We start from the raw sequence: 26,152 nt of genomic DNA on the forward strand, positions 1-26,152 counted from the left end.
AACAGCGTGGTTTATTTTACGCCAAAACCAGGTTGGAGTAAGGCGCAAGGCTGACGCTCGTGACGGCTGCGGCGTGTTCTGCCAGCAATTTTGCCGCAGGCAATACCCGGGTCATTTTTGTCTTCTGTTTTTTTCGAGTTTTTGTCCGACTTGCTCGCATATTCGCTGCGTTTGTTTCTGTCATCACGGCGGGAGCGACTGTCGTTGTGTTGATTCTGGTGTGTTTCAGCTTCATCTTGGTTGCTGTTGCTCCACCAATGCGGCTCGAAGCCTTCGATGCGTTCTACTTTCAAATCGCTGCCGGTCAGCTCTTTAATGGCTTCAAACATTTTTTGTTCGGTTTTATCCATCAAGGAAATAGCAACGCCATCGGCACCAGCCCGGCCGGTACGTCCGATGCGGTGGACGTAGTCTTCGGGTTGGGTCGGCAACTCGTAGTTGATGACGAAAGGCAACTCGGCAATATCCAGGCCGCGTGCGGCAACGTCGGTGGCAACCAAAACGCGTAATGTGCCTTCTTTAAAGGCATTGAGGGTTTCCAGTCGGCTTTGTTGGGATTTGTCGCCGTGGATGGATTGCGCGGCGATATGGCGGCGGACGAGGTCGCGGGTAACTTGATCGACGCTTTGTTTGGTTTTGCAGAAAACAATAACTTGATTCATATGCAAATCAACAATCAGGCGTTCGAGTAGATTGCGTTTTTTGAGTGCATCAACGGCAATGATGTGTTGCTCGACATTGGCGTTGGTGGTATTTTGCGCGGCCACCTCGACCATTTCAGGCGTATGCATAAAATCTTGTGCAAGCTTGCGGATAGGCGGTGAGAAAGTGGCGGAGAAAAGCAGGGTTTGTCGCTGTTTGGGCAACATCTGCATGATTTTGCGGATGTCGTCGATGAAACCCATATCCAGCATACGGTCGGCTTCGTCGAGTACAACGATTTCGACTTTGTTTAAATTGATGTTTTTTTGTTTGACGTGGTCGAGCAGTCGGCCAACTGTGGCAACAACGATTTCGCAACCGGCGCGCAAGTCGGCAGTTTGTTTGTCCATATTGACGCCGCCGAAGAGGACGGTGTGGCGCAAAGGGAGGTTTTTAATGTATGCCTGTACGTTTTGGTCGATTTGATCAGCCAGTTCGCGGGTCGGGGTCAATACCAGCATGCGGACGGGGTGCATGGCCGGGGAAGTGCTGGATGTGGCGTAGCGTTTCAGGCGTTCGAGGCTAGGCAGCATAAAGGCGGCGGTTTTGCCTGTGCCGGTTTGGGCGGCGGCTAAAAGGTCGTGTCCGGCCAACGCCTTAGGAATGGCTGCGGCCTGGATAGGCGTCGGGTTTTCATAACCCTGATCGGTCAGGGCAGAGACCAATTCGCTGCCTAAACCGAGTGAAGAGAAAGGATTCATGATAGCGGCTTTCTGTTCAGACGGCCTTTTGCATAATAAGGCCGTCTGAAAAAATCTGATTCTGAAATGGACAAACCGCAGTATGGTGTCGATTCTGCGGTTTGAAAAAAATGGGGTACGGAAAATCCGTCAAGTAGTCCATTATGCCATAAAACGAAGGACTCCCCAAATGATGGCGACAGCTTTGATTGGCCTGATTTTGATATTTTTACAGTCTAAGAGAAGAAAAATCAATTGATCGGCAAGGTTTTGAGTTTATTGAGGATTAAGCATTTGTCTTAACGTCAATAGGATTAATTTATCAAAAACTTACAGGCTAAAATGAAACTAAATTGGAATTGGGTACTCAATATTGAGGTGCAGGGCTGGTTGACAGCCTGTATCTCCCGTTTAACGGTAAACCATAAAATTAAAATTTAGGAATATACAATTATGAAAACTTTATTGATCGCTCTTGCAACCGGTAGCCTGATGTTGGCAGCTTGTTCTTCTTCCAAACCTGCTGAAGAAGCGGCAGCGCCACGCGTCACTGTTGAAGAAGCAATGACCCAATGCCAACAGGCATCTGGTGAAAATGCTGACCGCGCTGTGTTTGATGCCTGCATGAAAGACAAAGGCTATCAACGTACCGCTGAATCAGCTGCTTCCGAGCCTGCTGCCTCTGAACCAGTAGCAGCGCCTGAGGCTGTTGCTCCTGAAGCTGCCGCATCCGAGCCTGCTGCTAAAGCCGCTCCTGCAAAAAAAGCTGCTAAAAAAGTGAAAAAATAAGCTTCATAAAATTCAAGGTAGTCTCGCTCATCAATACTCCGGATGAAAGCAGGCTGTAGAGCAACTTGAAGACAAAGGCCGTCTGAATATGTTTCAGACGGCCTTTGTTTCGTATATGGAATTGTTCGGCAATATGATTTAATTCAAAAAAAGACGTGTACGGTTACACGTCTTTTTCAAAGAATCAGTTTTACTGTTTGTATTCGCTGCCGTCTGCACGGAAAAGTTTTGGCTGATCGCCTTTTTCCACCACTTCTTTATTGATGACGACTTTGGCGACGTCTTTCAAATCTGGCAGGGCATACATGGTGTCCAAGAGGCAGCGTTCGACGATAGAGCGCAGGCCACGCGCACCGGTTTTGCGTTCCATTGCCAGTTTGGCGATGCTGCGCAAAGCGTCTTCTTCAAACTCAAGACTGACATCTTCCATTTCAAACAAGGTTTGATATTGTTTGACCAAGGCGTTTTTCGGTTCGGTCAAGATATTGACCAAAGCATCTTCGTCCAATTCCGCTAATGTGGCAATCATGGGCAGACGGCCGATCAACTCGGGAATCAAACCGAATTTAATCAAGTCTTCAGGCTCGACGGTTTCAAACAGGGCTGAAATATCGGCGTTTTCATCTTTGCTGTGTACCGCTGCACCAAAGCCGATACCGCCTTTTTCAGTGCGTTGGCGGATGACTTTTTCCAAGCCGGCAAATGCGCCACCGCAGATAAAGAGGATGTTGGTAGTATCAACGTTGATGAATTCTTGGTTTGGATGTTTGCGGCCGCCTTGAGGGGGAACGCTGGCTACCGTGCCTTCAATCAGTTTCAGCAAGGCTTGTTGCACGCCTTCGCCGGATACGTCGCGCGTGATGGACGGATTGTCGCTTTTGCGTGAAATTTTATCGATTTCATCGATATAAACGATGCCGCGCTGGGCTTTTTCAACGTCAAAATCACATTTGCCCAAAAGTTTGGTGATGATTTGTTCGACGTCTTCACCGACATAACCGGCTTCGGTCAAAGTTGTGGCATCCGCCATGACAAAAGGTACATCCAGTTTGCGCGCCAAAGATTGCGCCAACAGGGTTTTACCTGAGCCGGTAGGGCCGATGAGCAGGATATTGGATTTGGACAACTCGACTTTGCCCTCCGCTTTCGGGTGGCGCAGGCGTTTGTAGTGGTTGTAAACCGATACTGCCAACGCTTTTTTTGCGTGTTCCTGACCGATAACGTGGTCGTTGAGGTTGGCAACGATTTCGGCCGGGGTAGGCAGTTTTTTCTCGGCGTTTTCTTCTTTCGCTTTGACAAGCTCGTTTTCAATTTCGCCGAACTCGTTGTCTTGCAGCATTATGCCGCAAGTTTCTACACATTCGTTGCAGATGAAGGCGTGTTCGCCTTCGATCAGGTTTTTAACGTCGTTTTCGGACTTCCCGCAGAATGAACAGGTGCGTTTTTCTTCAGACATAATAATTTCTTCGTATGGTTGTATGGAGGCTGTGTTGTAAAGGGGGAACAGATATTTCGGGCGTATTGCCGGATTGAGGGAATGCCTCTGACAAAGGAGCCTAAGTATAATGACTATCTTGTGTTTTTTCAAATCAGAGCAGGCATTGCGCCGTATCGTCTAAGAAACAGATGCGGACGTTGGATTTGAATATCTCGCAAACAAACGCAAAGTTTTCTCAACTCGCTTTACAATTGTTGAAAAATTTAACAGAATGTTGAATTAAATGTATTTTTTTGAATTGGCAGATATGAAAATCTATAAAACTTTAGGAATGGTATGGACAGGTGTGGCATTGGCCTTTGCTTCTGCGCCTGCCGTTGCCAATGATATGGATGTATTGGGACAATTTTTGGAGCAAAATTTCCCAGTGCAAAATGACCCGCTGGAAGCTTTTGCATTGAGTCATGCCGACCAAGTCGAAGCTCAAGCCGCTTTGGCAGGTCCTCTGCTGTCTTCGCAATCTGCTTTGATTTTCAATAATAAAACCGGTGAAGTGCTGTATCAGAAAAACCCTGATCGTGTCATGCCGATTGCCTCTATTTCTAAATTGATGAGTGCGATGGTGGTGTTGGATGCGCATCTCGATATGAACGAGCCGATTACGATTACCGAGGCTGAAATCGACCGCCTGAAAGGTACAGGCAGCCGTTTGAGCATCGGCACGACGCTGACACGCGGCGAACTGTTGCACCTGAGCCTGATGAGCAGTGAAAACCGTGCTACTCATGCATTGGGCCGTACTTATCCGGGCGGTATGAGCGCATTTGTTGCGGCTATGAATGCCAAAGCGCAAAGCCTGGGCATGAGCAGCAGCCGTTTCTATGAGCCTACCGGTTTGAATTTCCAAAACGTTTCCACTGCACGCGATTTGAACCGCATGGTTGCGGCAGCCAGTAAGTATCCGCTGATCCGTAAAAATTCGACTTCAAATTACGGCTCGGTTTGGACGGCAAATGGTCGTCAAAACTACAAAAACTCCAATGCCTTGGTGCGTGAGGGCAGCTGGAATATCGAATTGCAGAAAACCGGCTATATTCGTGAAGCAGGACGTTCTATGGTGGTTAAGGCCAATGTACAGAATCAGCCGATTACCATTGTATTGCTCAACTCTCCGTCTTCCACAACCCGCGTGAACGATGCGCGTAAGATTGAGTCTTGGATGCTGCAGCGCCGTTCTTAAATATTACGCTTAAAGGCCGTCTGAAACCGTTCAGACGGCCTTTTGTGTAAAGGGTATTAAATTTGGGTACAATGTCGTTACATTAATTTTAAAACACAGAGAGAAAACATGTTGAAAAAATGGAATAAAAAATATTGGGCCGGTATGGGTGTGATTTTGGCGTTGACCGGCTGTACTTCTGTAGCGGATATGGTTGGCTATGATACTGCGACTTTGAATGAAGATGCTGCCAAAAGTTACTCACAAGTCATTCAAAACGCGCGTGGTCAAAAAGCTTTGGATGTTTCATCTCCAACTGCTCAACGCGTTCAACGCGTGTTTGCACGTCTGCGTCCTCATGCTGAGCGCGCCAACAAAACCGGCGTGCCTTTCAACTGGCAGATGAACGTTATCCGCAGTGATGAAATGAACGCATGGGCAATGCCAGGCGGTAAAATGGCCGTGTACACCGGTATAGTAGAGAAATTGAAGCTGACTGATGATGAAATTGCCGCCGTTGTCGGCCATGAAATGACCCATGCTCTGTTGGAACACAGTAAAAAAGCCTTGGGCGGACAAGTATTGACCGGCTTGGGCGGTTCGATTTTGGCCAGCTCAACCGGTGTGGATGGTGATTTGGTCGGCTTGGGTGCAGATTTGTTGGCAACCAAACCGTTCTCACGCCATCAGGAAAGCGAAGCGGATGCCGGCGGTGTGCGTTTGATGGCTGAAGCAGGCTACAACCCTGAGGCTGCGGTAAGCGTGTGGGAAAAAATGAACAAAGTACAGGGCGGCAGCTCATTGTCTATTTTGTCGACCCACCCGACCAATCAGGCGCGTATCAATGCAATCCGTAAAATGTTGCCTGAAGTAATGCCGATTTATCAGAAAAACAAGCGTTAATTCGATGTATTGATGATTTTGCCGGTTTGAACAGATGATTCAAACCGGCAAAGTTTTATGGTTTCAGCCTGACAGTTTGGCAAATTTATCCCAATTTGCCTGAACGTAGGCTGCCGCAGTTTCCAAGTCTTCGTCGGCAACGTCATAATAATCGCCGTCAAGCTCTTCAAAATCGGGAAAAGCTTTGCGGATTTCGTCGAAATCCTTTTGCTCGTCTGCCATTTTTTCAATGGCTTCGCCGTGTTTTTCGTACAAGGCTTTGGCTTTGTCTAAGATTTTCGGTATCGGTTTGATGCGCCAGCGGCGCAGGCTGTCGGCAACCGGGTTGCCAAAGATGTATTCTCCGTATCCTGAAGCGATAAGCTGTACGAAGCCGCCTTCTTGAACTTGGCTGTCGAGGTAGCAAAGGGCGGTCAATGTATGCTGTTCGTCGTTGAGGCCGGACATTTCCTCGTCGCCTGCCTGTTCGGTGTGGTCCAAATAGGCTGCGCTGAGTGTATAAAGAAATGAGGCGGAATCGGAAGTATCGAAATCTTGAAGGCGGAGCAGGGTAGTCATCATCATCAAAGGCCGTCTGAAAAAAGTGATTATATAATGTTTTCAGTCTGAACCTAGCAGCCGTTTTGCTTTACAATATCGGAAGATAAGAAAACATAGTGAGGAACCAAACCATGAGTACACAGTCTGAAAAAAACGTTGTAGTCATCAAACCGCAGGATTTGCCGCTGCATTGCTCCGGCCCTAATCATGAAACATGGAACGGCCATCCGCGCGTGTTCTTGCCGATTCAGTCCAATAGTGAGATTGAATGCCCGTATTGCGGCACTTATTACCGTCTTGATGGCGAGATTCCGCATCATCATTACTAATCTATGTCTATGTCGAACAAAATCATCTGCGCTTTGTGCGTGAGTTTGTGCGCTGCGTGCGGCTCGTATAAGGCCGTGCGCCCTGACGCGCCGTTACCGGTCATTGCACAGGCGCAGACGTATTCTGTCCGTTATCAATCCGCACAAGGTCGGACGATTACTGCAATTTATATCAACAGCCACAGCCCGATGATGGTTGAGCTGCGTGAAGGCAATACGGTTGAGAAACTGGTGCAAGTCCGCTTGCGGAGTCAGGGCGTCGAGTACGCCAATCCAAGCTCGCGTTGGCAGATTGGCGACGGGTTTGCCGTACTGATTCGCGGCGGAAAAGAAGTTGTATTTAAAGAGATTGTGGAATAGGGCGGTTTAGCCTTTAGTCAAATATTTGATTAAAGGTTTGGGCAAACCATAATCCGCCAAATGTTCCAATGATACCCAAAGGCCGTCTGAAAGATGTTCAGACGGCCTTTGTTGCGTCTGAAAAGGGGTAATCATCAATAAACGGTGGGTTAGGCGGTGGGTAAACGTGGTTTGTTCTTCAAGGCCGTCTGAAATAATGCCGAAGCGTTCGGCGTAAGCATACAAATCGTCTAATTTTTCAAAACAGGGTACGCAATACAGACCGCCCCAAATGCCTTTGGCAGGGCGTTTTTCAAGCAATAATGCGCCGTCAGTGTTATGGATAATCAGCCAGTAAAGCGGTAGGGTTTGCACTTCGGGAGCAGTTTTTTTGCGGGGAAGCTCGTCAATGCGGTTTTGTTTTTTTGCTTCGCAGATGTCTGCCATAGGGCATTGATGACACAAAGGTTTTGTCCGTTTGCAGACGGTTGCGCCTAAATCCATCAGCCCTTGTGTATAGGCAGGCATATCGGCGTTTTCAGACGGCAGCAGGCTTTCGGCAAGTGTCCAAAGCGAATTTTCAAATTTTTTATCTTGCGGATTGCCGTCTTGGGCAAAGACACGGCAGAGAACGCGTTTGACGTTGCCGTCCAAGATGGTTTCTCGTCGGTTGAAAGCAAAGGCAGAAATGGCGGCAGCGGTACTTCTGCCTACGCCGCAGAGCGACTCCAAGTCCTTGCGTTCGGATGGAAAGATACCGCCGAATTGTCCGATGACTTGTTGCGCGGCTTTGTGCAGGTTGCGTGCGCGGCTGTAATAGCCCAAGCCTGCCCACAAGGATAAAACCTCGTCTTGCGGCGCAGCGGCAAGCGATTGCACGGTTGGGAATTTGGCTAAGAAACGCGGATAGTAGTCCAATACGGTAGCAACCTGTGTTTGTTGGAGCATGATTTCTGAAAGCCAGACGGAATAAGGGTCTTTGACCTGCCAAGGCAAGTTGTGACGGCCATGCAGCCGTTGCCAATCGATGAGTCGTCGCGCGAAGGATGTGGGTGTGTTCATTAATATTTACTTTTTAATTATTCATTTTTAAAACATAGTGTTACACTATAACATACGAAATAATAGTCAGGATTGACTTATCTGGTGGAGGGGTATATAAATATAGTTAACGTGGATTTACGCTGTATTGTTAAAGTTTATTAACCGATCAAGGAGATTCACATGAAAGCAATGGTTTATCATGGCGCAAACGACATCCGTTTCGAAGAAAAACCTCGTCCTCAAATTATCGATCCGACCGATGCAGTCGTCAAAATCGTTAAAACCACGATTTGCGGTACTGACTTGGGTATTTGGAAGGGTAAAAACCCTGAAGTTGCCGACGGTCGTATTCTCGGTCATGAGGGCATCGGTATTGTAGAAGAAGTCGGCGACGCTGTAAAAAACATCAAAGTTGGTGATAAAGTCATTATTTCATGTGTCAGCAAATGCTGTACTTGCGACAACTGTAAAATCCAACTTTATTCACACTGCCGCAACGGCGGTTGGATCTTGGGCTATATGATCGACGGTACGCAAGCCGAATACGTCCGTACGCCTTATGCCGACAACAGCTTGGTTCCGCTGCCTGACAACGTCAACGAAGAAGTTGCCCTGCTGTTGAGCGATGCCTTGCCTACCGCCCACGAAATCGGCGTGCAATATGGCGATGTGAAACCTGGCGATACCGTATTCATCGCCGGTGCCGGCCCTGTCGGTATGTCTGCGTTGCTGACTGCGCAACTGTATAGCCCTGCCGCCATCATCGTTTGCGATATGGATGAAAACCGCTTGAAACTGGCGAAAGAATTGGGCGCGACCCATACCATCAACCCTGCTTCCGGTGATGTGAGCAAGCAAGTTACCGCTATCGTCGGCGAAGACGGCGTAGATTGCGCCATTGAAGCGGTCGGTATCCCTGCGACTTGGAATATGTGTCAAGACATCGTGAAACCCGGCGGTCATATCGCAGTGGTCGGTGTACATGGTCAATCCGTTGATTTCAAACTGGAAAAACTGTGGATTAAAAACCTTGCCATTACTACCGGCCTGGTTAACGCCAATACCACCGAAATGCTGATGAAAGCCATTTCCAGCAGCTCAGTAGATTACACCAAAATGATGACCCACCATTTCAAATTCAGCGAATTGGAAAAAGCTTACGATGTATTCAAACACGCTGCTGAAAACCAAGCCATGAAAGTAGTTTTGGAAGCGGATTGATTTGAAAATCGCTTAATATGCCGTTAATTAAAGGCCGTCTGAACATTCAGACGGCCTTTTTGTATGGTTTTATTTTTTCTTCTTCAACCAAACGCCGCTTTCGATATGGTGGGTAAATGGGAATTGGTCGAACAGGGCGGCGCGTTCAATGGTATGGGTTTGACAGAGCGTGTCGAGATTGGCGCGCAGGGTCTCAGGGTTGCAGGAAATATAGAGGACGTTGTCGAATCGGGCCACCAATTTGAGCGTCTCATCATCAACACCGGCGCGTGGAGGATCGACAAAAATAGTTGAAAAGTCATAGTTTTTCAAGTCGATGCCTTGTTCTTGCAGGCGGCGGAATTCACGGTTTTGCGTGTAGGCCTCGGTAAACTCTTCCGCAGACAGGCGGGCGATTTTAAGATTGGTAATTTGGTTGGCTTCAATATTCCATTGGGCGGCGTTGACGGAAGTTTTGGAAACTTCGGTTGCCAGCACCTGATTGAAATGTTGTGAAAGCGGCAGGGTAAAATTGCCGTTGCCGCAGTACAGCTCAAGCAGGTCTTTGCCTAAGTTTTGTGCTGCATTACACGCCCACGTCAGCATTTTTTGGCACACTTGGGCATTGGGTTGGGTAAAGCTGCCCTCGATTTGACGATAGCAGAAGGTTTTGCCGTTGACTTCCAATGCTTCGGTCACAAAATCTTGGCTCAATACGATTTTTTGTCCGCGGCTGCGGCCGATGATGTGGATGCCCAAATTGTGCGCCAGCTCTTGCGTGGCTTGTTGCCATGCTTCGTTCAGCTTCTTGTGGTAAATCATGGTTACCAGCATTTCGCCGCTTAAAGTGGACAAAAATTCGACGGCGTACCAGCGGTTTTTCAGCTCGGGATGATTGGATGCGGCTTCAATCAGTTTCGGCATCAAGGCATTGATGGATTCGGATGCGGCAGGAAATTGGTCGCAACGAATCAGGCTTGCCCCGCTTGCCTTTTGCCCGCGCTCAAACATGGCGTAAAACATTTCGCCGCCCTCATGCCAGATGCGGAACTCGGCACGCATTCTGTAATGCTGTTCCGGAGATTCAAAGACTTCGATTTCAGGGAAATCCAGTCCTTGGAAAAGTTGCTGAAGATATTGCTTTTTATCGGCTAGTTGTTGCTGGTAGGCAGTCATCAGGGCAGTCTTTCAGAAAATAATGGCGAATTATAATATAGTTGGTGCAAAGATACGAAAGGCCGTCTGAAACATTGGTTTCAGACGGCCTTTGATTTCAAAGCATCAGCTTGTCAATCAGCCTTGCATTTGTTTGGCTTGAACGGCAGTCAGGGCGATGGTGAAGACGATGTCTTCAATCAATGCGCCGCGGGACAAGTCGTTAACCGGTTTGCGCAAACCTTGCAATAACGGACCTACGCTCAGGACGTTGGCGCTGCGTTGTACGGCTTTGTAAGTACAGTTGCCGGTATTGAGGTCTGGGAAAACCAAAACGGTTGCTTGACCAGCGACAGCGCTGCCCGGAGCTTTGGATTGGCCAATAGATGGAACGGTAGCCGCATCGTATTGCAACGGACCTTCGATGGCCAAATCAGGGCGTTTTTCATTAGCCAGTTTGGTTGCTTCGATCACTGCATCGACATCAGGGCCGCTGCCCGAGTTGATGGTAGAGTAGGAAATCATGGCTACTTTTGGATCGATACCGAAAGCTTTGGCGCTGTCGGCAGATTGGATGGCGATGTCGGCCAGTTGTTCAGGCGTTGGGTTCGGGTTAACCGCGCAGTCGCCGAATGCCAATACTTGGTTAGGCAGCAACATGAAGAATACGCTGGATACAAGGCTTGCACCCGGAGCGGTTTTAATCAGTTGCAGGGCAGGGCGGATGGTGTTGGCAGTAGTGTGGACTGCGCCGGAAACCAAACCATCCACGTCGTTTTGAGCCATCATCATGGTGCCGAGTACGACAGTGTCTTGCAGCTGTTTGCGTGCATCTTCAGGAGTCAGGCCTTTGGATTTACGCAATTCGCACATTGGCTCGACGTATTGCTCAACCAAAGAAGCAGGATCGATGATTTCCAAAGAATCAGGCAGGGAGATGCCGCGCTCTTTCGCTACGTCCTCAACTTCTTCGCGGGTCGCCAACAGTACGCAACGGGCGATGCCTTTTTCGTGACAGATAGCAGCGGCAGCGACGGTACGTGGTTCTGCACCTTCAGGCAGGACGATGCGCATATCGGCTTTGCGTGCGAAATCGATCAGGTTGTAACGGAATTGGGCTGGAGACAGGCGTTTAGCTTCGCGTTTGGCCAAAGCGGATACGTCTTGCAGTTTGTCGCTGGAGCCGAAGAAAGTCAGGCCGGTTTGCTCGGCGACTTGTGCGCCTAAAGCAGCGGCTGCGCCGTCAATGATAAAGCCTTCCAATAAGCCTGGGGAGTTGGTGTAGAGCTGTTTGGCGAGGTTTAATTGTTGGGTGATGGCGGCTGCGTCGGTGTTGTCGGATTTCAGCGCCAATACAACGCCTGCGTCCAAAGACAACGCCAATTCGACGTTTTTGCCTGCCAAGAACAATTTGTCTGCATCAGGAGTAATGCCTTCGATAACGAGATTATCTGCGTTCAATGCTGCAACTTTACCGACAAGTGCGTCAAACCAGTCGTCGCTCTTGCCTTGAGCCAACAGGGCTTCTGTAGTGGAGTCAACGGCTTGGAAAACTTGCGCATTCAATGCCGCTGCAAATGCTTTTGCCGCTGCATCGGCGCTCAGGCCGGTAGATACCGGTGCGATCAGGATTTTTGCCATTTTGTGTCCTCTCTTTCGGTGATTGTAGAAGGGTGTTGCTGTGGCGCAGCTGGTGCTGCATTTTATCACTTTGGGATAACATATACACAGCCATATTGACATATGTCATCAGACCGTCTGAAAAGTATAAACGCAATGGACCAAATCCATCAATCCCCCATTGCTGCCAAAAGCTCGGCTTGATGCTCGGCAATCAGGGCATCATGATTTTCTCTAAAAGTGTCAGTTTATATATTTACTCAAAAATAAATATTTTTTAATTTTAAAAAAGATAGCACTATTTTAAATATACTGTTCATAGGAGAAATTCTGGTATTCAGGTAATTTAGAAATAGAGCTCAGTGATTGAAGGTTAAGTCATAATTTTTGGAAATATTAGAATATCAGTAAAATAGAAATGAGTAAGAGAAAGTTTGATTTATTCATTGGGAAAGGCCATCTGAAATGTTTGTTTCAGATGGCCTTACTCTAGAAGGTTAGTTTTCAGGCATACTACCCCATTGATTATCCCCATTGAAGGATGGTTGGCACATCAAAACAATTAGCCAGATTGGGCCAATAATAGGAATAAGTATAATGAGAAACCACCAACCTGATTTTCCTATATCATGGAGACGGCGAATAACGACAGATAAAGATGGAATAATTACAGCTAGAGCAAATAGGTAATATAGGAGGAAGAAAATATCTCCAAGACTTTTGCTAATTCCAGACATTATTATTGCGACAATAAAAATGGAAAAATCTGCAATTATTCTAAAGAGTGTATATCCCCAAAATTCTCGTTTGGATGCTCTCCCTGAAAATTGTGCATAACGTTTAGATAGCGTTTCCAAAAATAAGGCAAACAGTGATAATTGTCCATTTTCATTTCTGGATTGCGCCACAGTATTGAATGCATTTACGACATTATTAGATGAACTGCTATTTAGTGCCTTGTAAATACCAATAGCCTGACCATCTCCATTAATATCAAAATCAACATTCATGCCTCGAGTAGGAATGTTTTGTTCTTTCCATTCTTCGCTTTTAAATGGATAACGCTTACCATCCTCCCCGTTGATCAGACCACCACCGTTTTGAATTGAAAAGTCTAAAATTTGTCCCTTCATTTGTATCACTCCTAATATTTAATTGATTTCTAAGTAGAAACTACTTTTATCTTTATTCTGCCATTTGATTGAGTAAGTGATGTTTTCACTTCCTTTTGTTGTGGTCAATTTGGCAGAACATACTCTTATTTCGGCATCATGATTAACGGCAGTTTCTTCCACATCATCCAATGAAACAAATTGACCTAAAAGAAATGAGCGTTGGTTAATGATTTTTTTAACCAAATCTTCTGCGTCACTTGAACCGCATGAAGGTAAGCCCCCCATACAACCAGTTAATAACATCACTGGTAAAATCCCAGCAAAGAGATAGTGTTTAATTTTCATTTGGTCACCTCAAGATTTAAAGTTTCATAAAAATGGAAAAGTACAGTAAAACTGTATGAAGTATTGCATTTAAGTATTTTTATGTCAAGAAGTACAGCAATACAATTTTAATTGAATCTATTTCTCTCTAATATCTTTTGCATGAATATAAGTCGTGCAATTAGATTTTTGAGAAAACAAAAAGGTTGGACACAGCAGCAACTTGCTGATTTTGCAAATACTTCGAAAAGTAATATCTCCAATCTTGAGAATGGTAATCAAGGATACAGTGAGGCTATCTTAAAATACCTTGCTGATGCATTGGGATGTCGTGTTTCGTCTATTTTTCTGCTAGCAGAATACTTGGAAAGACAGCAAAACAATACATTAAAGGATTTAGAAGAAATGCCGGTCGAACTGATTTTTTTACAACTTCCTGAACCTTTACAACAGTCTTTTAAATTATTGATGATCCAGACCTTGGAGCAAATCTCAAAATAAATACTGTTTTATAGGTTTGTTTATTTTTAAATAAAAGCCGTCTGAAATTTACATTTCAGACGGCTTTTATATTGGTAATGATGATCAGAGTGAGGCAAATATCAATCCCCCATTGCCGCCAAAAGCTCGGCTTGATGCTCGGCAATCAGGGCATTGGTGATTTCTTCTAAATCGCCGTCCATCACAAAATCCAGTTTGTGTAGGGTAAGGTTGATGCGATGGTCGGTCACGCGGCCTTGGGGGTAGTTGTAGGTACGGATACGCTCGCTGCGGTCGCCGCTGCCGATCAGGGATTTGCGTTCGGCGGCTTCTTTGGCTTGGGCTTCGCGTTTTTGCGCGTCGTTTAAGCGGGCAGCGAGGACTTTCATCGCCTGCGCTTTATTGGCGTGTTGGCTGCGGCCGTCTTGGCATTCGACCACCATGCCGGTGGGCAAGTGGGTGATGCGGACAGCGGAGTCGGTTTTGTTGATGTGCTGACCACCGGCGCCGGATGCGCGGAAGGTGTCGATGCGCAGGTCGGCAGGGTTCAACTCGATGTCTTCCAGTTCGTCCGCTTCGGGCATGACGGCGACGGTACAGGCTGAGGTGTGGATACGGCCTTGGCTTTCGGTAGCAGGGACACGCTGTACGCGGTGGCCGCCGGATTCAAATTTCAGACGGCTGTATGCGCCCAAGCCGATAATGCGGGCGATGACTTCTTTATAGCCGCCCAATTCGCTTTCGTTGGCGGAAACGATTTCGACCTGCCAGCGGTTGCGCTCGGCGTAGCGGCTGTACATGCGCAGCAAATCGCCTGCAAACAGCGCGGCTTCGTCACCGCCCGTTCCGGCGCGCACCTCGATGAAGATGTTTTTGTCGTCGTCGGCATCTTTGGGCAGCAAGAGTTTTTGCAGTTCGGTATCGAGCGTGTCGATTTTGGCTTTGGCCGCTTCGATTTCTTCGGCGGCAAAGTCTTTCATTTCAGGATCGGACAGCATTTCTTCGGCATCCGCCAAGTCGCTTTGCGCCAGCTGATAGTTTTGGAACACTTCGACCACGGGCGTCAATTCGGCGTGTTCGCGCGTGAGTTTGCGGTAGTTGTCCATATCGGACGTGGCTTCAGGCTGTCCGAGCAAATGCGTGACTTCTTCCAGTCGGTCGCTGAGTTGTTGTAGTTTTTCTAAGATAGACGGCTTCATAAATTTTCCAAAATACGGATGCCGTCGAGTGGTCTGCAACGGCGAAATAAGGAGTCATTATAATGGGTTTGAATGAAAATTCAACAAGATATGATGGATTGGAAAGGCCGTCTGAAACTTGTTTTTGAGTTTCAGACGGCCTTTTTCATATGGGCTTATTTAGGAGCAGCCAAGATGCCTGTTTGGTTCAGCAGGAACAAAACGGTAAAGCCGGTCAAGTAAATCAAACCGATAATGGCAAGGAAATTCATGCCCATGGTCAGTTTGTGGCGTTTGTCGCCTTTGACGAGGCGGTAGTTCAGCCAAGCGAACACAGGGGCGGCAACGAAGGCAGTAATCATGGCGAATTTGAGCAGCTCTGCCATCGCGCTGTTGAACCAGAAAATCACGGCCAAGCCTGAGCCTGCGACCCAGACGTTCCAAGCAAACAGTTCGACGTTGCCGGTTTTGTCTTTACCGCGCAGCAGGCGTACCGGTTCGGCAATCGCGCGCGCGTAGCCGTCTACTACGGTAATTGTGGTGCCGTACATACAGGCAAAGGCGATAAATGCCACTAGTGGACGCGACCAGTCGCCGATGGTAACGGCGTACATATTAATCAGTTGGCCAACATATTTGCCGCCCGCCATTTGTACTTCCTCGCCGTTGCCGTATTGTACATATGCACCCAAGGCGAGGAAAACGACCGCCAAAATCGCGCTGGTGATGTAGCCGACGTTGAAGTCGAAAATACCGTCGCGGTAGCTGGAAGGGTTGATGCGTTGTTTTTCGGTAACCCACAAAGAGTTGATGGCGGAAATTTCAATCGGCGCAGGCATCCAGCCCATCAATGCGATGAGGAAGCCCAAGCCTGCCAGTGTCCACGGGGTAGGCTCGATAAAGTCGGGTTTCATCTGCATGCCGCGAGACATGGCCACGGCGGCTGCGGCGACGGTGGCGATGGTCAGGCTGACGATGATGATTTTGGAAACGTTGTCCAATGCTTTATAGCGGCCGCTTGCCAAAATCAGCAGGCAGGAAACCATAATCATGACGGATACCATGCCGGTATCGAAAGTCAGCGACGGGATTGCCATTTTGACGATGGCGGCGGTAACGATGGCGACCGCACCGGCATTAATCGTTGCCGATGCAATACATAAAATCAAAAATACCCACAAATAAACGCGGCTTTTCTCGGCATAGCCCTCAATCAGACTTTTGCCCGTGTCCAGCGTGTAATGTGCGCTGAAGCGGAAAAACGGGTATTTGAACAGGTTGGTCAGAATAATAATCAGCGCAAGCTGCCAGCCGTAAAGTGCGCCTGCCTGCGTGGAGGCAATCAGGTGCGAGCCGCCGACTGCCGCCGAAGCCATCATGATACCCGGGCCGAGGGCATTGATTTTGCTCTTCCAGGTGGAAGCGTGTGTATGTTGTTCAGTCATAATTAGTTTCCGCCTTTTTCAGACGGCCTTATTATCAAAAAAAAGCATATTTTAACGTAAATAAAAAGTTTGCCCAATAATATGCGTAATACTTTTTATCAATCAAAAGGAAAATACGGTGTTAAAAAGCCGAGATGACGGAGTGAACGATATTTTGTGCCAAAAACATTTTTTCAGATGGCCTTGTATCGCTTTTTATTCATGAACATGGGGTAGGGAGGGCAGAGTGTGTCGGTTTGGAAACGGAGCGGCCGGGCGAGGCTTTTTGATGCCTTGAGGTCGGTATATTAAGGGGAAGTATGGAGCAGGGAATTCACGTTTTGCTCGGTTGCTTCAGCCAGTTGTGCCAGCGGTACGCCGCGTAGTTCGGCGGCAATTTCGGCGATACGGCGGATGTTGGCCGGGGTATTGGTTTCGTGGCCGAGCATAAAGGGGCTGTCGGTTTCGAGAACAAAATCCGTGTCATCTAAGGCTTGTAAGGCGGCACGGACTTTTTTGGCATTGGGATTGAGCAGCAGCGAGCCTATGCCGATTTTGAAGCCGAGTTTTACCAAAATCTGCGCTTCTTCTACGCTGCCGGAGAAAGCGTGGACAATACCGCCTTGTGTGAAACCGGCGGTTTTGACGGCGGCGGCAATGGCGGCGGTGGCTTTCAGATTATGGATGATGACGCGGCGGTTGAGGTGTTGGGCGAGGATAAGTTGGCGGATAAAGACGTCGGTCTGCGTGTCGCGTTGCGCTTGGGTTTGCTCTTTGCCATAAAAATCCAAGCCGATTTCGCCAACCCATGCTTGCGGATGCCGGATTAATTCTTTCTCTAACTCTTGGAATGCCGCTTCGTTGAGGCCGTCTGAAAACCACGGATGAATGCCCAAAGCAATATGGATGTTTTCAGACGGCCTTTCCAACTGCGCAACGGAATGCCAATCCTTGGGGGACGTAGCCGGTACGATAAAACGCGCCACACCGGCGGCTTGCGCTTCGGCAAGTACGGCAGGCAACGTATCGGCAAGTTTGGGATCGGCAAGATGGCAGTGGGTGTCGGTAAAAGTCATATTAAATGGCGGTTTACAGCAGATTTAATTGTTGTAATTCTTGTTGCACCTTATCTACATTCCAGTCATGAGATACGGCGAGGGTCATCAGCGCAGTGGCGGTTTCGAGATTGCATTTGCCGCCGTTGATGATACCTGCCTGACGCAAAGCATCGCCTTGGGCATAGACGGCGGCGGCGCAACCTTGCAGCACTTGGCTGATGTTGAGCAGCAACTTGCCTTGTTGCGTAAAGGCTTGAACGGCTCGTACAAACGCATCGTTGCTCGGCGCATTGCCGTGGCCGTAGCTTTGCAGAATCAGGGCTTGGGCGCAAAGGTGGGGCAGGCCGTCTGAAAGTTCTTGCGCGGCATAACCGGGAATCAGCGTGCGGACGGAAACTTTGGCTTCAGGATAGGGAAGACGCGGTTTGAGGCCGTCTGAATGCTGGGTCGGGGCGGTACGGATATTGTGCCAACCTTTGTTTTCCTCCCATTCGGCGAGCTCGCCAAAATGCAGATTGTCAAAACCTGCGGCGGTCTCGGTGCTGACCTTGCTGCTGCCGACGGCGGGGAAGAGCTTGCCGTCAAAGGCAATCGCCACTTGTTTGAGCTTGAGCGAGAAGGCGGAAATAGCGGTGGCCAGGTTGCGCGGCGCATCGCTGTTGGCGGCATCGTAAGGCCATTGCGAGCCGGTCAGGATAACGGGTTTGTCCAAACCTTGCAGCGAGAGGGCGAAGAGGTTGGCGGTGTATGCCATGGTATCCGTGCCGTGCAACACCAAAATGCCGTCATAGTCAGGCAGCTTGGCGATAATAAGCTCCAACCAGTCGCGCTGGTTTTGCAGCGTTACCGCGGAAGAATCGATGAGCGGCTGACAAACGTGCCATTCGAAATCAAGGCCGTCTGAAAAGGGGGCAAGGGCTTTATCGACGAGAGCGGTGTCGGGACGCAGGCCGGCGCTGCTTTGGGTCATGCCGATGGTGCCGCCGGTGTAAAGGACGAAGATTTTTTGTTTCATGGTGTTTCTGATGAATGATTGAGGCCGTCTGAAAGCGGAGAAGTGTTTCAGACGGCCTGGAATGATTTATTGATTGGTTTGTTTTTTGGCTTTTGCCGCGCGTTTTTCGTGCAGTTTCTCGCGGAAGAAGGTGTGGCGGCGGTGTTTTTTCCACCAAATCCAGCCGACAATGACTGCGCCGATGCCCAGTACGATAAAGATACCGGATTGCAGGCTGTGCATTTTTTTCATCAGCCAGTCGGTATTGCGTGCGCCGTATTCGCCCAAATAAATCCAAACCGGAACGGAAATCAGTGCGGCCAAACCGTCCATCAGGATGAAGCGCAGGTAGGAAACCTTGCGGCTGATGCCTGCGGTCACGAAAACGGCGGTACGCAGGCCGGGCAGGAAACGGGCGACGAATAAAACCCAGTTGCCGTATTTGTCGAATTTTTCCTGTACTTGGGCATAGCGTTTGGGCGTCATCACGCGCGCAATCGGTTTGAATTTAAGGATTTTTTGTCCCCAAATCCGGCCGGCCGCAAACATAAAGCCGTCGCCTACCAATACGCCGAGCATGCCGACGGCAAACATAATATGCGAGTTGGTATAACCCAGGCCGGAAATCACACCGCCGGTTACCAGCGTCAAATCTTCAGGAATCGGCACGCCGAAGCCGCAAATAACCAAAACGAAAAACACGGCCGCATAGCCGTATTCAACGAAAAAAGATTCTAAAATTGCAAACATGGCCGCCGTCCCACGATAGATATTGATTGATGACTGGATTAAGTTGGAATTCTACCAAAGATAAGGCCGTCTGAAAGCAATCACAAGCAGATATTGTTCAAATTTGACGGTAGTTTGCAAAAAATATGGAAATTCGGATGCGGAAAGTTGGGATATGGACGGATTTGGCAGGTACAATAGCCGCTGGTTTATCTTTCAAACCCGAAATGGAAGTCTGTTTTCAGACGGCCTGTTCAGGAAAATGAAATCATGAAATACAGAGATTTGCGAGAATTTATCGCCGGATTGGAAGCCGATGGCAAACTCAAGCGCATTCAGCATCCGGTGTCGCCGCATTTGGAAATGACCGAAATTGCCGACCGCGTGCTACGCGCCGAAGGGCCCGCGCTGTTGTTTGAACACCCGATTAAGCCCGACGGTACGCGCTACGATTATCCCGTGTTGGCAAACCTGTTCGGCACGCCCGAACGTGTGGCACTGGGCATGGGTGCGGACAGCGTGTCCAAGTTGCGCGAAATCGGGCAGACGCTGGCGTATCTGAAAGAACCGGAACCGCCCAAAGGCATCAAAGACGCGTTTTCCAAACTGCCGTTGCTGAAAGATATTTGGAGCATGGCGCCGAACGTGGTGAAAAACGCGCCGTGTCAGGAAATCGTGTGGGAAGGCGAAGACGTTGATTTGTATAAACTGCCGATTCAGCATTGCTGGCCGGAAGACGTTGCGCCGCTGGTAACGTGGGGTTTGACCGTCACGCGCGGCCCGTACAAAAAACGCCAAAATCTCGGCATTTACCGTCAGCAGTTAATCGGCAAAAACAAACTGATTATGCGCTGGCTGTCGCATCGCGGCGGCGCGCTGGATTATCAGGAATTCCGCAAACTCAATCCCGATACACCGTATCCTGTCGCCGTCGTGCTCGGCTGTGACCCTGCCACCATTTTGGGCGCGGTAACGCCTGTTCCCGATACTTTGAGCGAATACCAATTTGCCGGACTGTTGCGCGGTTCGCGGACGGAGCTGGTGAAATGTATCGGCAGCGATTTGCAAGTGCCTGCCCGCGCCGAAATCGTATTGGAAGGCGTGATTCATCCGAACGAAACCGCGCTGGAAGGCCCATACGGCGACCACACGGGCTATTACAACGAGCAGGACCATTTCCCCGTATTCACGGTCGAACGCATCACCATGCGTGAAAACCCGATTTACCATTCCACCTACACGGGCAAACCGCCCGATGAGCCTGCCGTTTTGGGCGTGGCGTTGAACGAAGTGTTCGTACCGCTCTTGCAAAAGCAGTTCCCCGAAATCACCGATTTCTACCTGCCGCCTGAAGGCTGCTCCTACCGCATGGCGGTGGTCAGCATGAAAAAACAGTACGCCGGACACGCCAAGCGCGTGATGATGGGCTGCTGGTCGTTCCTGCGCCAGTTTATGTACACCAAATTCATCATCGTGGTGGATGACGATGTGAACGTGCGTGACTGGAAAGAAGTCATCTGGGCAGTCACCACGCGCATGGATCCCGTACGCGACACTGTTTTGATGGAAAACACGCCTATCGACTATCTGGACTTCGCCAGCCCCGTCAGCGGACTTGGCGGAAAAATGGGTTTGGATGCGACTAACAAGTGGCCGGGTGAAACCAACCGCGAATGGGGTCGTGTGATCAAAAAAGACCCTGCCGTTACGGCAAAAATCGATGAGATTTGGGAGCGTTTGGGTTTGTAGATGTCATTTCTATTGGAATTTATACTTCAAATCGTGATGGAAATGATTGGGGCAGTGTTTGAAGGTACGGTAGAAATATTGAGGCTCGATTGGAGAAAAAGAAAACTCTCCAAAGAAGGCTTGATAATGTTGACCGTATGGTCTGCCGTCATTGTTGCACTGATTGTGTATATGGTCATTCCTAAGTAAACATCTTATTCTGACAATACATCTGTTAAAAGGCCGTCTGAAACTTTTTGGGTTTCAGACGGCCTTTAATTTGAAAACCTAGCGCGGTTTGAGCCACTTCCATTGTTCTTGTATGGTTTCTTGCAGGGCTTTTTGTTTTTCTGCCGGTGTGTTCATGCCATTGGTCAAGCGGCTGTAATCAAGGGTAATGGAAGGGTTTTGTACGGTTCCGCCGATTTTGAGGGGAATCGGTTTGTTTTTGGGTTGCAGTACGTTGCTGATAAGCAGGTTTTCGGACAGTTTTTGGGTATTCAAATCGGTATAGCCGCTGCTGACAACGTGCAGGCTGTCGGAAAACAGTTCGGTGTTGATATGATGGCTGATGCCTTTCTCGATTTCACTATTGAGGATGAAATGATGGAAAGGGGTTTTGAGGTTGCTGTTGTCAATTTTTTCCGAAGAGATACCGTTTTTCAGAATGCTGTCCATATCAATGCCGTGCCATGCGCCGTTGGTAATATCGAGGAGCAGGCTGCCGTTTAGGGCTTGTATCATTTGGGCGCGGTCGTTGCCGGAAGTTTGAATGTCGATAACGGCGTCGCCGCTGCCGCTGAAGCTGTGGAAGCCGAACAAGTCTTGTAGCAGCGGTTGAATTTGTATGCCTTTTGCGTTTTGCTGAAGGTGGTAAGAAGCGGGTTGGGTAGCCGCAATACTCAGTCCGCCTTCTGTTTTGCCGCCATAAAGCCCGGCTTTGAAACGGTGCAGGGCGATATGTTCTTTATCTGCGGTAAGCAGGGATTCGACGTTTTCAAGTTGCAGACCGGCAGTTTGAATGGTGCCGATTTGGAGGTTGGCCTCAATGTCGGGCAGCCAGGATTTGGCCAGCAGGGAAGGAAGACTGAGCGACGGCTGGGTTTTCAGGTCTTCTAAGTAAGGGGTCAGATTAAGTTTTTGTAAGGCGATACCGGCGTCAAGGTGCGGACGCGGTTGGGCATCGCGTTGGTATTTAAAGGCCAAGGCGAGGGCTTGTCTGTCAAATGCGCCTTTCAGACGGCCTTCCCATGTATTGAGGCTGAAATTAGCCTGTCCTTCGAGTGTGCTGATGAAGCGTGGACGGGGAAGGCGGTTGATGGTGTCTTGCAGGGTACTGAGGTGCAGTTTGGGCGCATCGATGCCTTTGCCTTTTTGCCAAACCAACGGGCTGGAAAAGGTAAAGTTGGTTTGGAGGCGGTCGTTTTTATGGCTGCCTTTGAGTTCAAAATTGGCGGCGGTCAAAACGGTTGCGTAGAGGTTGGCTTTGTCCAGTTTGAATGAGCCGTCCCATTGGTTGTTTTCGCTGCCGGCAGTCAATGCGCCGTTGAGTGTATTGAGGTGTAAATAGCCGTTTTTGAATTGCAATAGGGGCGAACGTGCGTTGATATGCAAGTTTTGAAAGTCGCTTTCGGCTTGCAGATTGAAGTCGCGGAGTAGGGCGGTTTGGTTTTGCCAATTAAGGCTGCCTGCGATTTGGGCATCCAGCTTGTTTTTGAGTAATACGGTTTGCAGGTTCAGCTTAAGGGCGGGAACACTCCAACCGGCATTGTTGGGTACCAGATAGCCTGCACCCTGCCAACTGATGGGGTTGCCGATGTTTTGCAATGTGCCGCTGATGTCGAAGGGACGGCCGTCTGAATCGGCTTGCTGCAGGGAAAATTGCAGGTTGTTTAAGGCAATATTTTGCTCTTTAGTGTGATAACGGATGCTGCCGTTATTGATGATGATGCGGTTGAGCTGAAAACTTTCTTTTGACGATGGGTCTTGTTGCAGGCAGGCGGGCAGATGGTGTTTGGAGTCCAGTGTCAGTGTCGGGTTTAAAAGAATCCATTTCTCAATTATGGGCGCATCCGACCATAGGCTGCTCCAGCCAAAGCCCATTTTGGATTCGGCGATGTTCAGCGTCGGTGTGTCAGGTTCGGAAGAGGAAAGGCTGAGGTCTTTTAAAATCAGCGTGGGGCGCGGCAGCCATTTTCTGCCGATAGTGGCGTTGTATTTGATTTGGCAGCCATGGGCGGAAAAGTTTTTTTGTATGAATGCGTCGATGTTTTCTGTGTTGAATATGCGGAACATTAAGGCACTCAATACCGCCGCGAGGCATAAAAGCGCGGTAATGCCGAAAACCAGGGTTTTCAACCAAAATTTTCCTGAGTGCAACATGGAATGAACAGACAATTCAGATTCTCGCTTTGATGGGAGCTTTAAGGAGTGATTGGGAGTTTAAGCCTTGCTGCTTAAGCGTGTGGAAGTATAACACAGAGTAGGCCTGTGTTTCAGACGGCATGGGCATGTGAATAAAAACACCGCCCAAAGGCGGTGTTGATTTAAGCATAAATTATTTACGCAGACCCAGGCGAGTAATCAGTGTACGGTAAGTATCAGGCTGAGTACGGCGCAGGTAAGACAGCAGGCGACGACGTTGGCTAACCATTTTCAACAGGCCGCGACGGCTGTGGTGGTCTTTAGGGTTGGCTTTGAAGTGAGGAGTCAGGTCGTTGATACGGAAAGTCAACAGAGCGACTTGTACTTCAGAAGAACCGGTATCGCCTTCTTTGCGTTGGAAATCTTTAACAATTTGTGCTTTTTGTTCTACGGTCAATGCCATGATGGATAACTCCGAAAATAAAAGAACCTTTTCAGGTTCGGACAAGTTTGCCAAGCCAAACGACCTAAGCAAACTCCTAAGTGCCTTTTTATAAAGACGGGCGGATTATGCCACAATTTGTCTTTGTGCGCCACATCTTTTCAGACGGCCAAAAAAAGCGGCGATACCTTCCAGTACCGCCAAAGCTGCTTTGGTGATAAAACTAAACTTTATTTGCTTGCGCAGCGGAAGCCTAAGTTATTTAAAACATATTTGGATTGCAGGCTGGTACGGATGCCGTAGCGCAAGAAAGCAGCATAGTTGGATGGGTCGCTTGAGCCTACGGATGCGCCGCTACAGAACATTTGTGTGTTGGACGAACCGGCTGAGAGTTGGCTGCTGTTGAAGTCTTCAGTCCATTCCCAAATCAGGCCGTGCATATCGTATACGCCCCAGTAGTTGGGTTTGTTTTTACCGATGTCGTGCAGGCCGTTGCGGCCGCCGTCTGCATACCAATCTAAGATGGTACGGTTGTAGCCGGGTTCGGCAGAGCCGTCTTTTTGAGTGGCAGAGGCTAAGCCTGCAAATTCCCATTCGTCAATAGTCGGCAGGCGTTTGCCTTTGGAAACGCAGTAGGCATTGGCGGCAAACCATGAAACATTGGTTACCGGATGTTTGAGTTCGCTGGCCTTAGGCGCATAACTGTTGCTGCCGTTTTTTACCCAATGTTTCAGGTAAGCCTTTTCAGCTTGTTTAGAGCTGATTTTGTCTTTTTGCCATTGTGGATGTGTTTTCAAAAATTCGGCAAATTCGGCATTGGTTACAGGATATTTATCAAGTTGGAAGGGCTTGACTTTAATAAGGGAAGTCTCTTTTTTGAGATAGAGAGGGCGATAGCTGCCTCCTTCGATTTTTACCATTTCAGCTGCAAATGTATTGCCGCAGATTAAGGCACTGCCTAAGAGGAGGAGTCGTATGAGTTTCATGGTACGCCCTTATTATCGTTTGAAAACAGAAAATTTATTTTTGAGATAGCCTAATCATAACAAGGCCGTCTGAAAAATCAATCTGTCTGATTGAAATTGAATAGGAAGATTAATTGTGATGGAAGCCACTGCGACTCTAAGAGAAGAGCAGCAGTGGCTTGGCGTATTAAACCGAGGGATTATTTAGCGGCTTCAGAAGCAGCAGGTGCGGCAGACGCAGCGGCTGGGGCAGAAGCGGCAGCACCGGCAGGTTGGTAAGCGGTGTCGCTCAGTTTTTTGGTCATGATTTCAGGGTTTTCGTCACCCTCAACTTTCAATTGACCCAAAGCACCTTTGTTGAACGCACGGAAGATAGAGTGGTCAACCAAAGTGTAGCTGCCTGGAATATCGACTTTGAATTCGATCATGGCGGCGCCACCGGCAGGAATCACAGTGCTTTGTACGTTTTCGTTAATCAGTTTACCACCTTCAACATATACTTTGTCGAAGATTTCGCCGATAACGTGGAAAGAAGATACCAAGTTAGGACCACCGTTACCAACGTACATACGAACAGTTTCACCAGCTTTAGCTTTCAGGGCATTGTCGCCGGCGATAGAGCCCACGTGGCCGTTGAATACAACGTATTCAGGTTGTTCGGCAATGGCTTTATCCATGTCGAAAGGTTGCAGGCCTTGAGCGCCTTTTTTACCTTTAGTATAGAAGTCACCTTGTACGATGTAGAACTCTTTATCTACTTTAGGCAGACCTTCTTTAGGTTCAACTAAGATCAAACCGTACATACCGTTGGCGATGTGCATACCTACAGGAGCAACGGCACAGTGGTAAATATACAAACCGGCTTGCAGAGCTTTAAAGCTGAAAGTAGAAGTGTGGCCTGGGGCAGTGAAGGAAGCTTCTGCACCACCGCCTTGACCGGTAGCAGCGTGGAAGTCAACGTTGTGAGGAACGGTAGAAGAAGGATTGTTAGAGAATTCTACTTCTACGGTATCGCCTTCGCGTACACGGATCATTTGGCCCGGAACGTCGCCGTTGAATGTCCAGTAGTGGTATTCAACACCGTCTTCCATGGTCATGGTTTTTTCGACGGTTTCCATTTTAACGCGTACTTTAGCCGGATGATCGCGATCGATTGCAGGTGGAACTTCCGGAGCGTGAGTCATGATGGCATCGACTACAGGCAATTCTGAAGAAGGAGTCTCGGCAGCAGCTTGTGAGTCAGAAGCAGCAGGAGCTTCGGCAGAAGCGGTGGTAGCCGGAGTTTCAGCTGGTTTAGCAGCTTGTTCGCCGCATGCGGCCAGTGCAAATACAGAAGCGATAAGTGCAGCTAAGGTTTGGCGTTTCATGTTTAAAGTTTCCTTATTGTAAGAAA

Annotated in this window: 25 protein-coding genes; 8 read left to right on the forward strand and 17 right to left on the reverse strand. The window is 48.6% G+C overall.

Annotated elements, in window-relative coordinates:
• Positions 1-11: 11 nt before the first annotated feature.
• Positions 12-1,403: a DEAD/DEAH box helicase gene (locus tag FOC66_RS00990; RefSeq protein ID WP_003745770.1), complete on the reverse strand. Its 1,392-nt coding sequence runs from the start codon at positions 1,401-1,403 to the stop codon at positions 12-14.
• 432 nt (positions 1,404-1,835) lie between these two features.
• Here FOC66_RS00990 and FOC66_RS00995 point away from each other — a divergent pair, with 432 nt between their 5' ends.
• Complete coding sequence (locus tag FOC66_RS00995; RefSeq protein ID WP_003745772.1) at positions 1,836-2,171, forward strand: hypothetical protein; 336 nt, start codon at positions 1,836-1,838, stop codon at positions 2,169-2,171.
• A gap of 190 nt (positions 2,172-2,361) precedes the next feature.
• Here the strand turns inward: FOC66_RS00995 and clpX are convergent, their stop codons facing one another.
• Entirely contained in the window at positions 2,362-3,627 is a 1,266-nt protein-coding gene (clpX, locus tag FOC66_RS01000; protein ID WP_003745775.1) for an ATP-dependent Clp protease ATP-binding subunit ClpX, read from the reverse strand.
• A 313-nt stretch (positions 3,628-3,940) separates the two neighbouring features.
• On the opposite strand from clpX, the gene FOC66_RS01005 reads away from it, so the two are divergent.
• A complete protein-coding gene (locus FOC66_RS01005) occupies positions 3,941-4,849 on the forward strand; it encodes a serine hydrolase (RefSeq protein ID WP_430224630.1) in 909 nt (302 codons plus the stop codon).
• Between the two features lie 108 nt (positions 4,850-4,957).
• On the forward strand, positions 4,958-5,731 hold the full coding sequence (locus FOC66_RS01010; protein WP_003745777.1) for a M48 family metallopeptidase: 774 nt from the start codon (positions 4,958-4,960) through the stop codon (positions 5,729-5,731).
• A gap of 63 nt (positions 5,732-5,794) precedes the next feature.
• On the opposite strand, the gene FOC66_RS01015 is transcribed toward FOC66_RS01010, so the two are convergent.
• A complete protein-coding gene (locus FOC66_RS01015; protein WP_036493773.1) occupies positions 5,795-6,289 on the reverse strand; it encodes a DMP19 family protein in 495 nt (164 codons plus the stop codon).
• Between the two features lie 113 nt (positions 6,290-6,402).
• Here FOC66_RS01015 and FOC66_RS01020 point away from each other — a divergent pair, with 113 nt between their 5' ends.
• Positions 6,403-6,600 carry a zinc-finger domain-containing protein gene (locus FOC66_RS01020; RefSeq protein ID WP_003745781.1) on the forward strand — a complete coding sequence of 66 codons (198 nt, stop codon included), beginning with the start codon at positions 6,403-6,405 and terminating at the stop codon, positions 6,598-6,600.
• A 3-nt stretch (positions 6,601-6,603) separates the two neighbouring features.
• Complete coding sequence (locus tag FOC66_RS01025; protein WP_003745784.1) at positions 6,604-6,960, forward strand: hypothetical protein; 357 nt, start codon at positions 6,604-6,606, stop codon at positions 6,958-6,960.
• 6 nt (positions 6,961-6,966) lie between these two features.
• On the opposite strand, the gene mutY is transcribed toward FOC66_RS01025, so the two are convergent.
• Positions 6,967-8,001 carry an A/G-specific adenine glycosylase gene (mutY, locus tag FOC66_RS01030; protein ID WP_003745785.1) on the reverse strand — a complete coding sequence of 345 codons (1,035 nt, stop codon included), beginning with the start codon at positions 7,999-8,001 and terminating at the stop codon, positions 6,967-6,969.
• A gap of 162 nt (positions 8,002-8,163) precedes the next feature.
• Here mutY and FOC66_RS01035 point away from each other — a divergent pair, with 162 nt between their 5' ends.
• Positions 8,164-9,204 carry a zinc-dependent alcohol dehydrogenase family protein gene (locus FOC66_RS01035; RefSeq protein ID WP_003745786.1) on the forward strand — a complete coding sequence of 347 codons (1,041 nt, stop codon included), beginning with the start codon at positions 8,164-8,166 and terminating at the stop codon, positions 9,202-9,204.
• Between the two features lie 69 nt (positions 9,205-9,273).
• On the opposite strand, the gene trmA is transcribed toward FOC66_RS01035, so the two are convergent.
• From trmA to FOC66_RS01055, 4 genes are all read right to left on the reverse strand, one after another.
• Entirely contained in the window at positions 9,274-10,359 is a 1,086-nt protein-coding gene (gene trmA / locus FOC66_RS01040; RefSeq protein WP_003745788.1) for a tRNA (uridine(54)-C5)-methyltransferase TrmA, read from the reverse strand.
• Positions 10,360-10,476: 117 nt separating this feature from the next.
• The gene (gene pta, locus FOC66_RS01045; RefSeq protein WP_003745790.1) at positions 10,477-11,979 is read right to left on the reverse strand and encodes a phosphate acetyltransferase; all 1,503 of its coding nucleotides are present in this window, start codon (positions 11,977-11,979) and stop codon (positions 10,477-10,479) included.
• 476 nt (positions 11,980-12,455) lie between these two features.
• Positions 12,456-13,091 carry a DUF805 domain-containing protein gene (locus FOC66_RS01050; RefSeq protein WP_003745792.1) on the reverse strand — a complete coding sequence of 212 codons (636 nt, stop codon included), beginning with the start codon at positions 13,089-13,091 and terminating at the stop codon, positions 12,456-12,458.
• Between the two features lie 18 nt (positions 13,092-13,109).
• Positions 13,110-13,418, reverse strand: a complete 309-nt coding sequence (locus tag FOC66_RS01055; protein ID WP_003745794.1) for a hypothetical protein — start codon at positions 13,416-13,418, stop codon at positions 13,110-13,112.
• Between the two features lie 168 nt (positions 13,419-13,586).
• On the opposite strand from FOC66_RS01055, the gene FOC66_RS01060 reads away from it, so the two are divergent.
• Positions 13,587-13,898, forward strand: coding sequence for a helix-turn-helix domain-containing protein (locus tag FOC66_RS01060; protein ID WP_003745796.1), 312 nt, complete (start codon positions 13,587-13,589; stop codon positions 13,896-13,898).
• Positions 13,899-13,999: 101 nt separating this feature from the next.
• On the opposite strand, the gene prfA is transcribed toward FOC66_RS01060, so the two are convergent.
• The 5 genes from prfA to FOC66_RS01085 form a co-directional block, all read right to left on the reverse strand.
• Positions 14,000-15,076: a peptide chain release factor 1 gene (gene prfA, locus FOC66_RS01065; RefSeq protein ID WP_003745798.1), complete on the reverse strand. Its 1,077-nt coding sequence runs from the start codon at positions 15,074-15,076 to the stop codon at positions 14,000-14,002.
• 155 nt (positions 15,077-15,231) lie between these two features.
• Positions 15,232-16,500 carry an Nramp family divalent metal transporter gene (locus tag FOC66_RS01070; protein WP_003745799.1) on the reverse strand — a complete coding sequence of 423 codons (1,269 nt, stop codon included), beginning with the start codon at positions 16,498-16,500 and terminating at the stop codon, positions 15,232-15,234.
• Between the two features lie 287 nt (positions 16,501-16,787).
• Entirely contained in the window at positions 16,788-17,555 is a 768-nt protein-coding gene (locus FOC66_RS01075; RefSeq protein WP_003745801.1) for a TatD family hydrolase, read from the reverse strand.
• Positions 17,556-17,568: 13 nt separating this feature from the next.
• On the reverse strand, positions 17,569-18,552 hold the full coding sequence (locus FOC66_RS01080; RefSeq protein ID WP_003745804.1) for an asparaginase: 984 nt from the start codon (positions 18,550-18,552) through the stop codon (positions 17,569-17,571).
• A 66-nt stretch (positions 18,553-18,618) separates the two neighbouring features.
• The gene (locus tag FOC66_RS01085) at positions 18,619-19,281 is read right to left on the reverse strand and encodes a DedA family protein (protein ID WP_003745806.1); all 663 of its coding nucleotides are present in this window, start codon (positions 19,279-19,281) and stop codon (positions 18,619-18,621) included.
• A gap of 249 nt (positions 19,282-19,530) precedes the next feature.
• Between FOC66_RS01085 and ubiD the strand changes: the two genes are divergently transcribed.
• Positions 19,531-21,009 (forward strand): 4-hydroxy-3-polyprenylbenzoate decarboxylase, encoded by a 1,479-nt coding sequence (gene ubiD, locus FOC66_RS01090; RefSeq protein ID WP_003745807.1) that lies wholly within the window; start codon positions 19,531-19,533, stop codon positions 21,007-21,009.
• A gap of 267 nt (positions 21,010-21,276) precedes the next feature.
• On the opposite strand, the gene FOC66_RS01095 is transcribed toward ubiD, so the two are convergent.
• The 4 genes from FOC66_RS01095 to nirK form a co-directional block, all read right to left on the reverse strand.
• Positions 21,277-23,370 carry an AsmA family protein gene (locus FOC66_RS01095; RefSeq protein ID WP_003745811.1) on the reverse strand — a complete coding sequence of 698 codons (2,094 nt, stop codon included), beginning with the start codon at positions 23,368-23,370 and terminating at the stop codon, positions 21,277-21,279.
• Positions 23,371-23,545: 175 nt separating this feature from the next.
• A complete protein-coding gene (rpsO, locus tag FOC66_RS01100) occupies positions 23,546-23,815 on the reverse strand; it encodes a 30S ribosomal protein S15 (protein WP_003679932.1) in 270 nt (89 codons plus the stop codon).
• A 209-nt stretch (positions 23,816-24,024) separates the two neighbouring features.
• On the reverse strand, positions 24,025-24,780 hold the full coding sequence (locus FOC66_RS01105; RefSeq protein WP_003745813.1) for a formylglycine-generating enzyme family protein: 756 nt from the start codon (positions 24,778-24,780) through the stop codon (positions 24,025-24,027).
• 179 nt (positions 24,781-24,959) lie between these two features.
• Positions 24,960-26,126, reverse strand: coding sequence for a copper-containing nitrite reductase (gene nirK, locus FOC66_RS01110; RefSeq protein WP_003745815.1), 1,167 nt, complete (start codon positions 26,124-26,126; stop codon positions 24,960-24,962).
• Between the last annotated feature and the right edge of the window lie 26 nt (positions 26,127-26,152).

Source organism: Neisseria mucosa (assembly GCF_013267835.1).
In the GTDB taxonomy this organism is placed as follows: domain Bacteria; phylum Pseudomonadota; class Gammaproteobacteria; order Burkholderiales; family Neisseriaceae; genus Neisseria.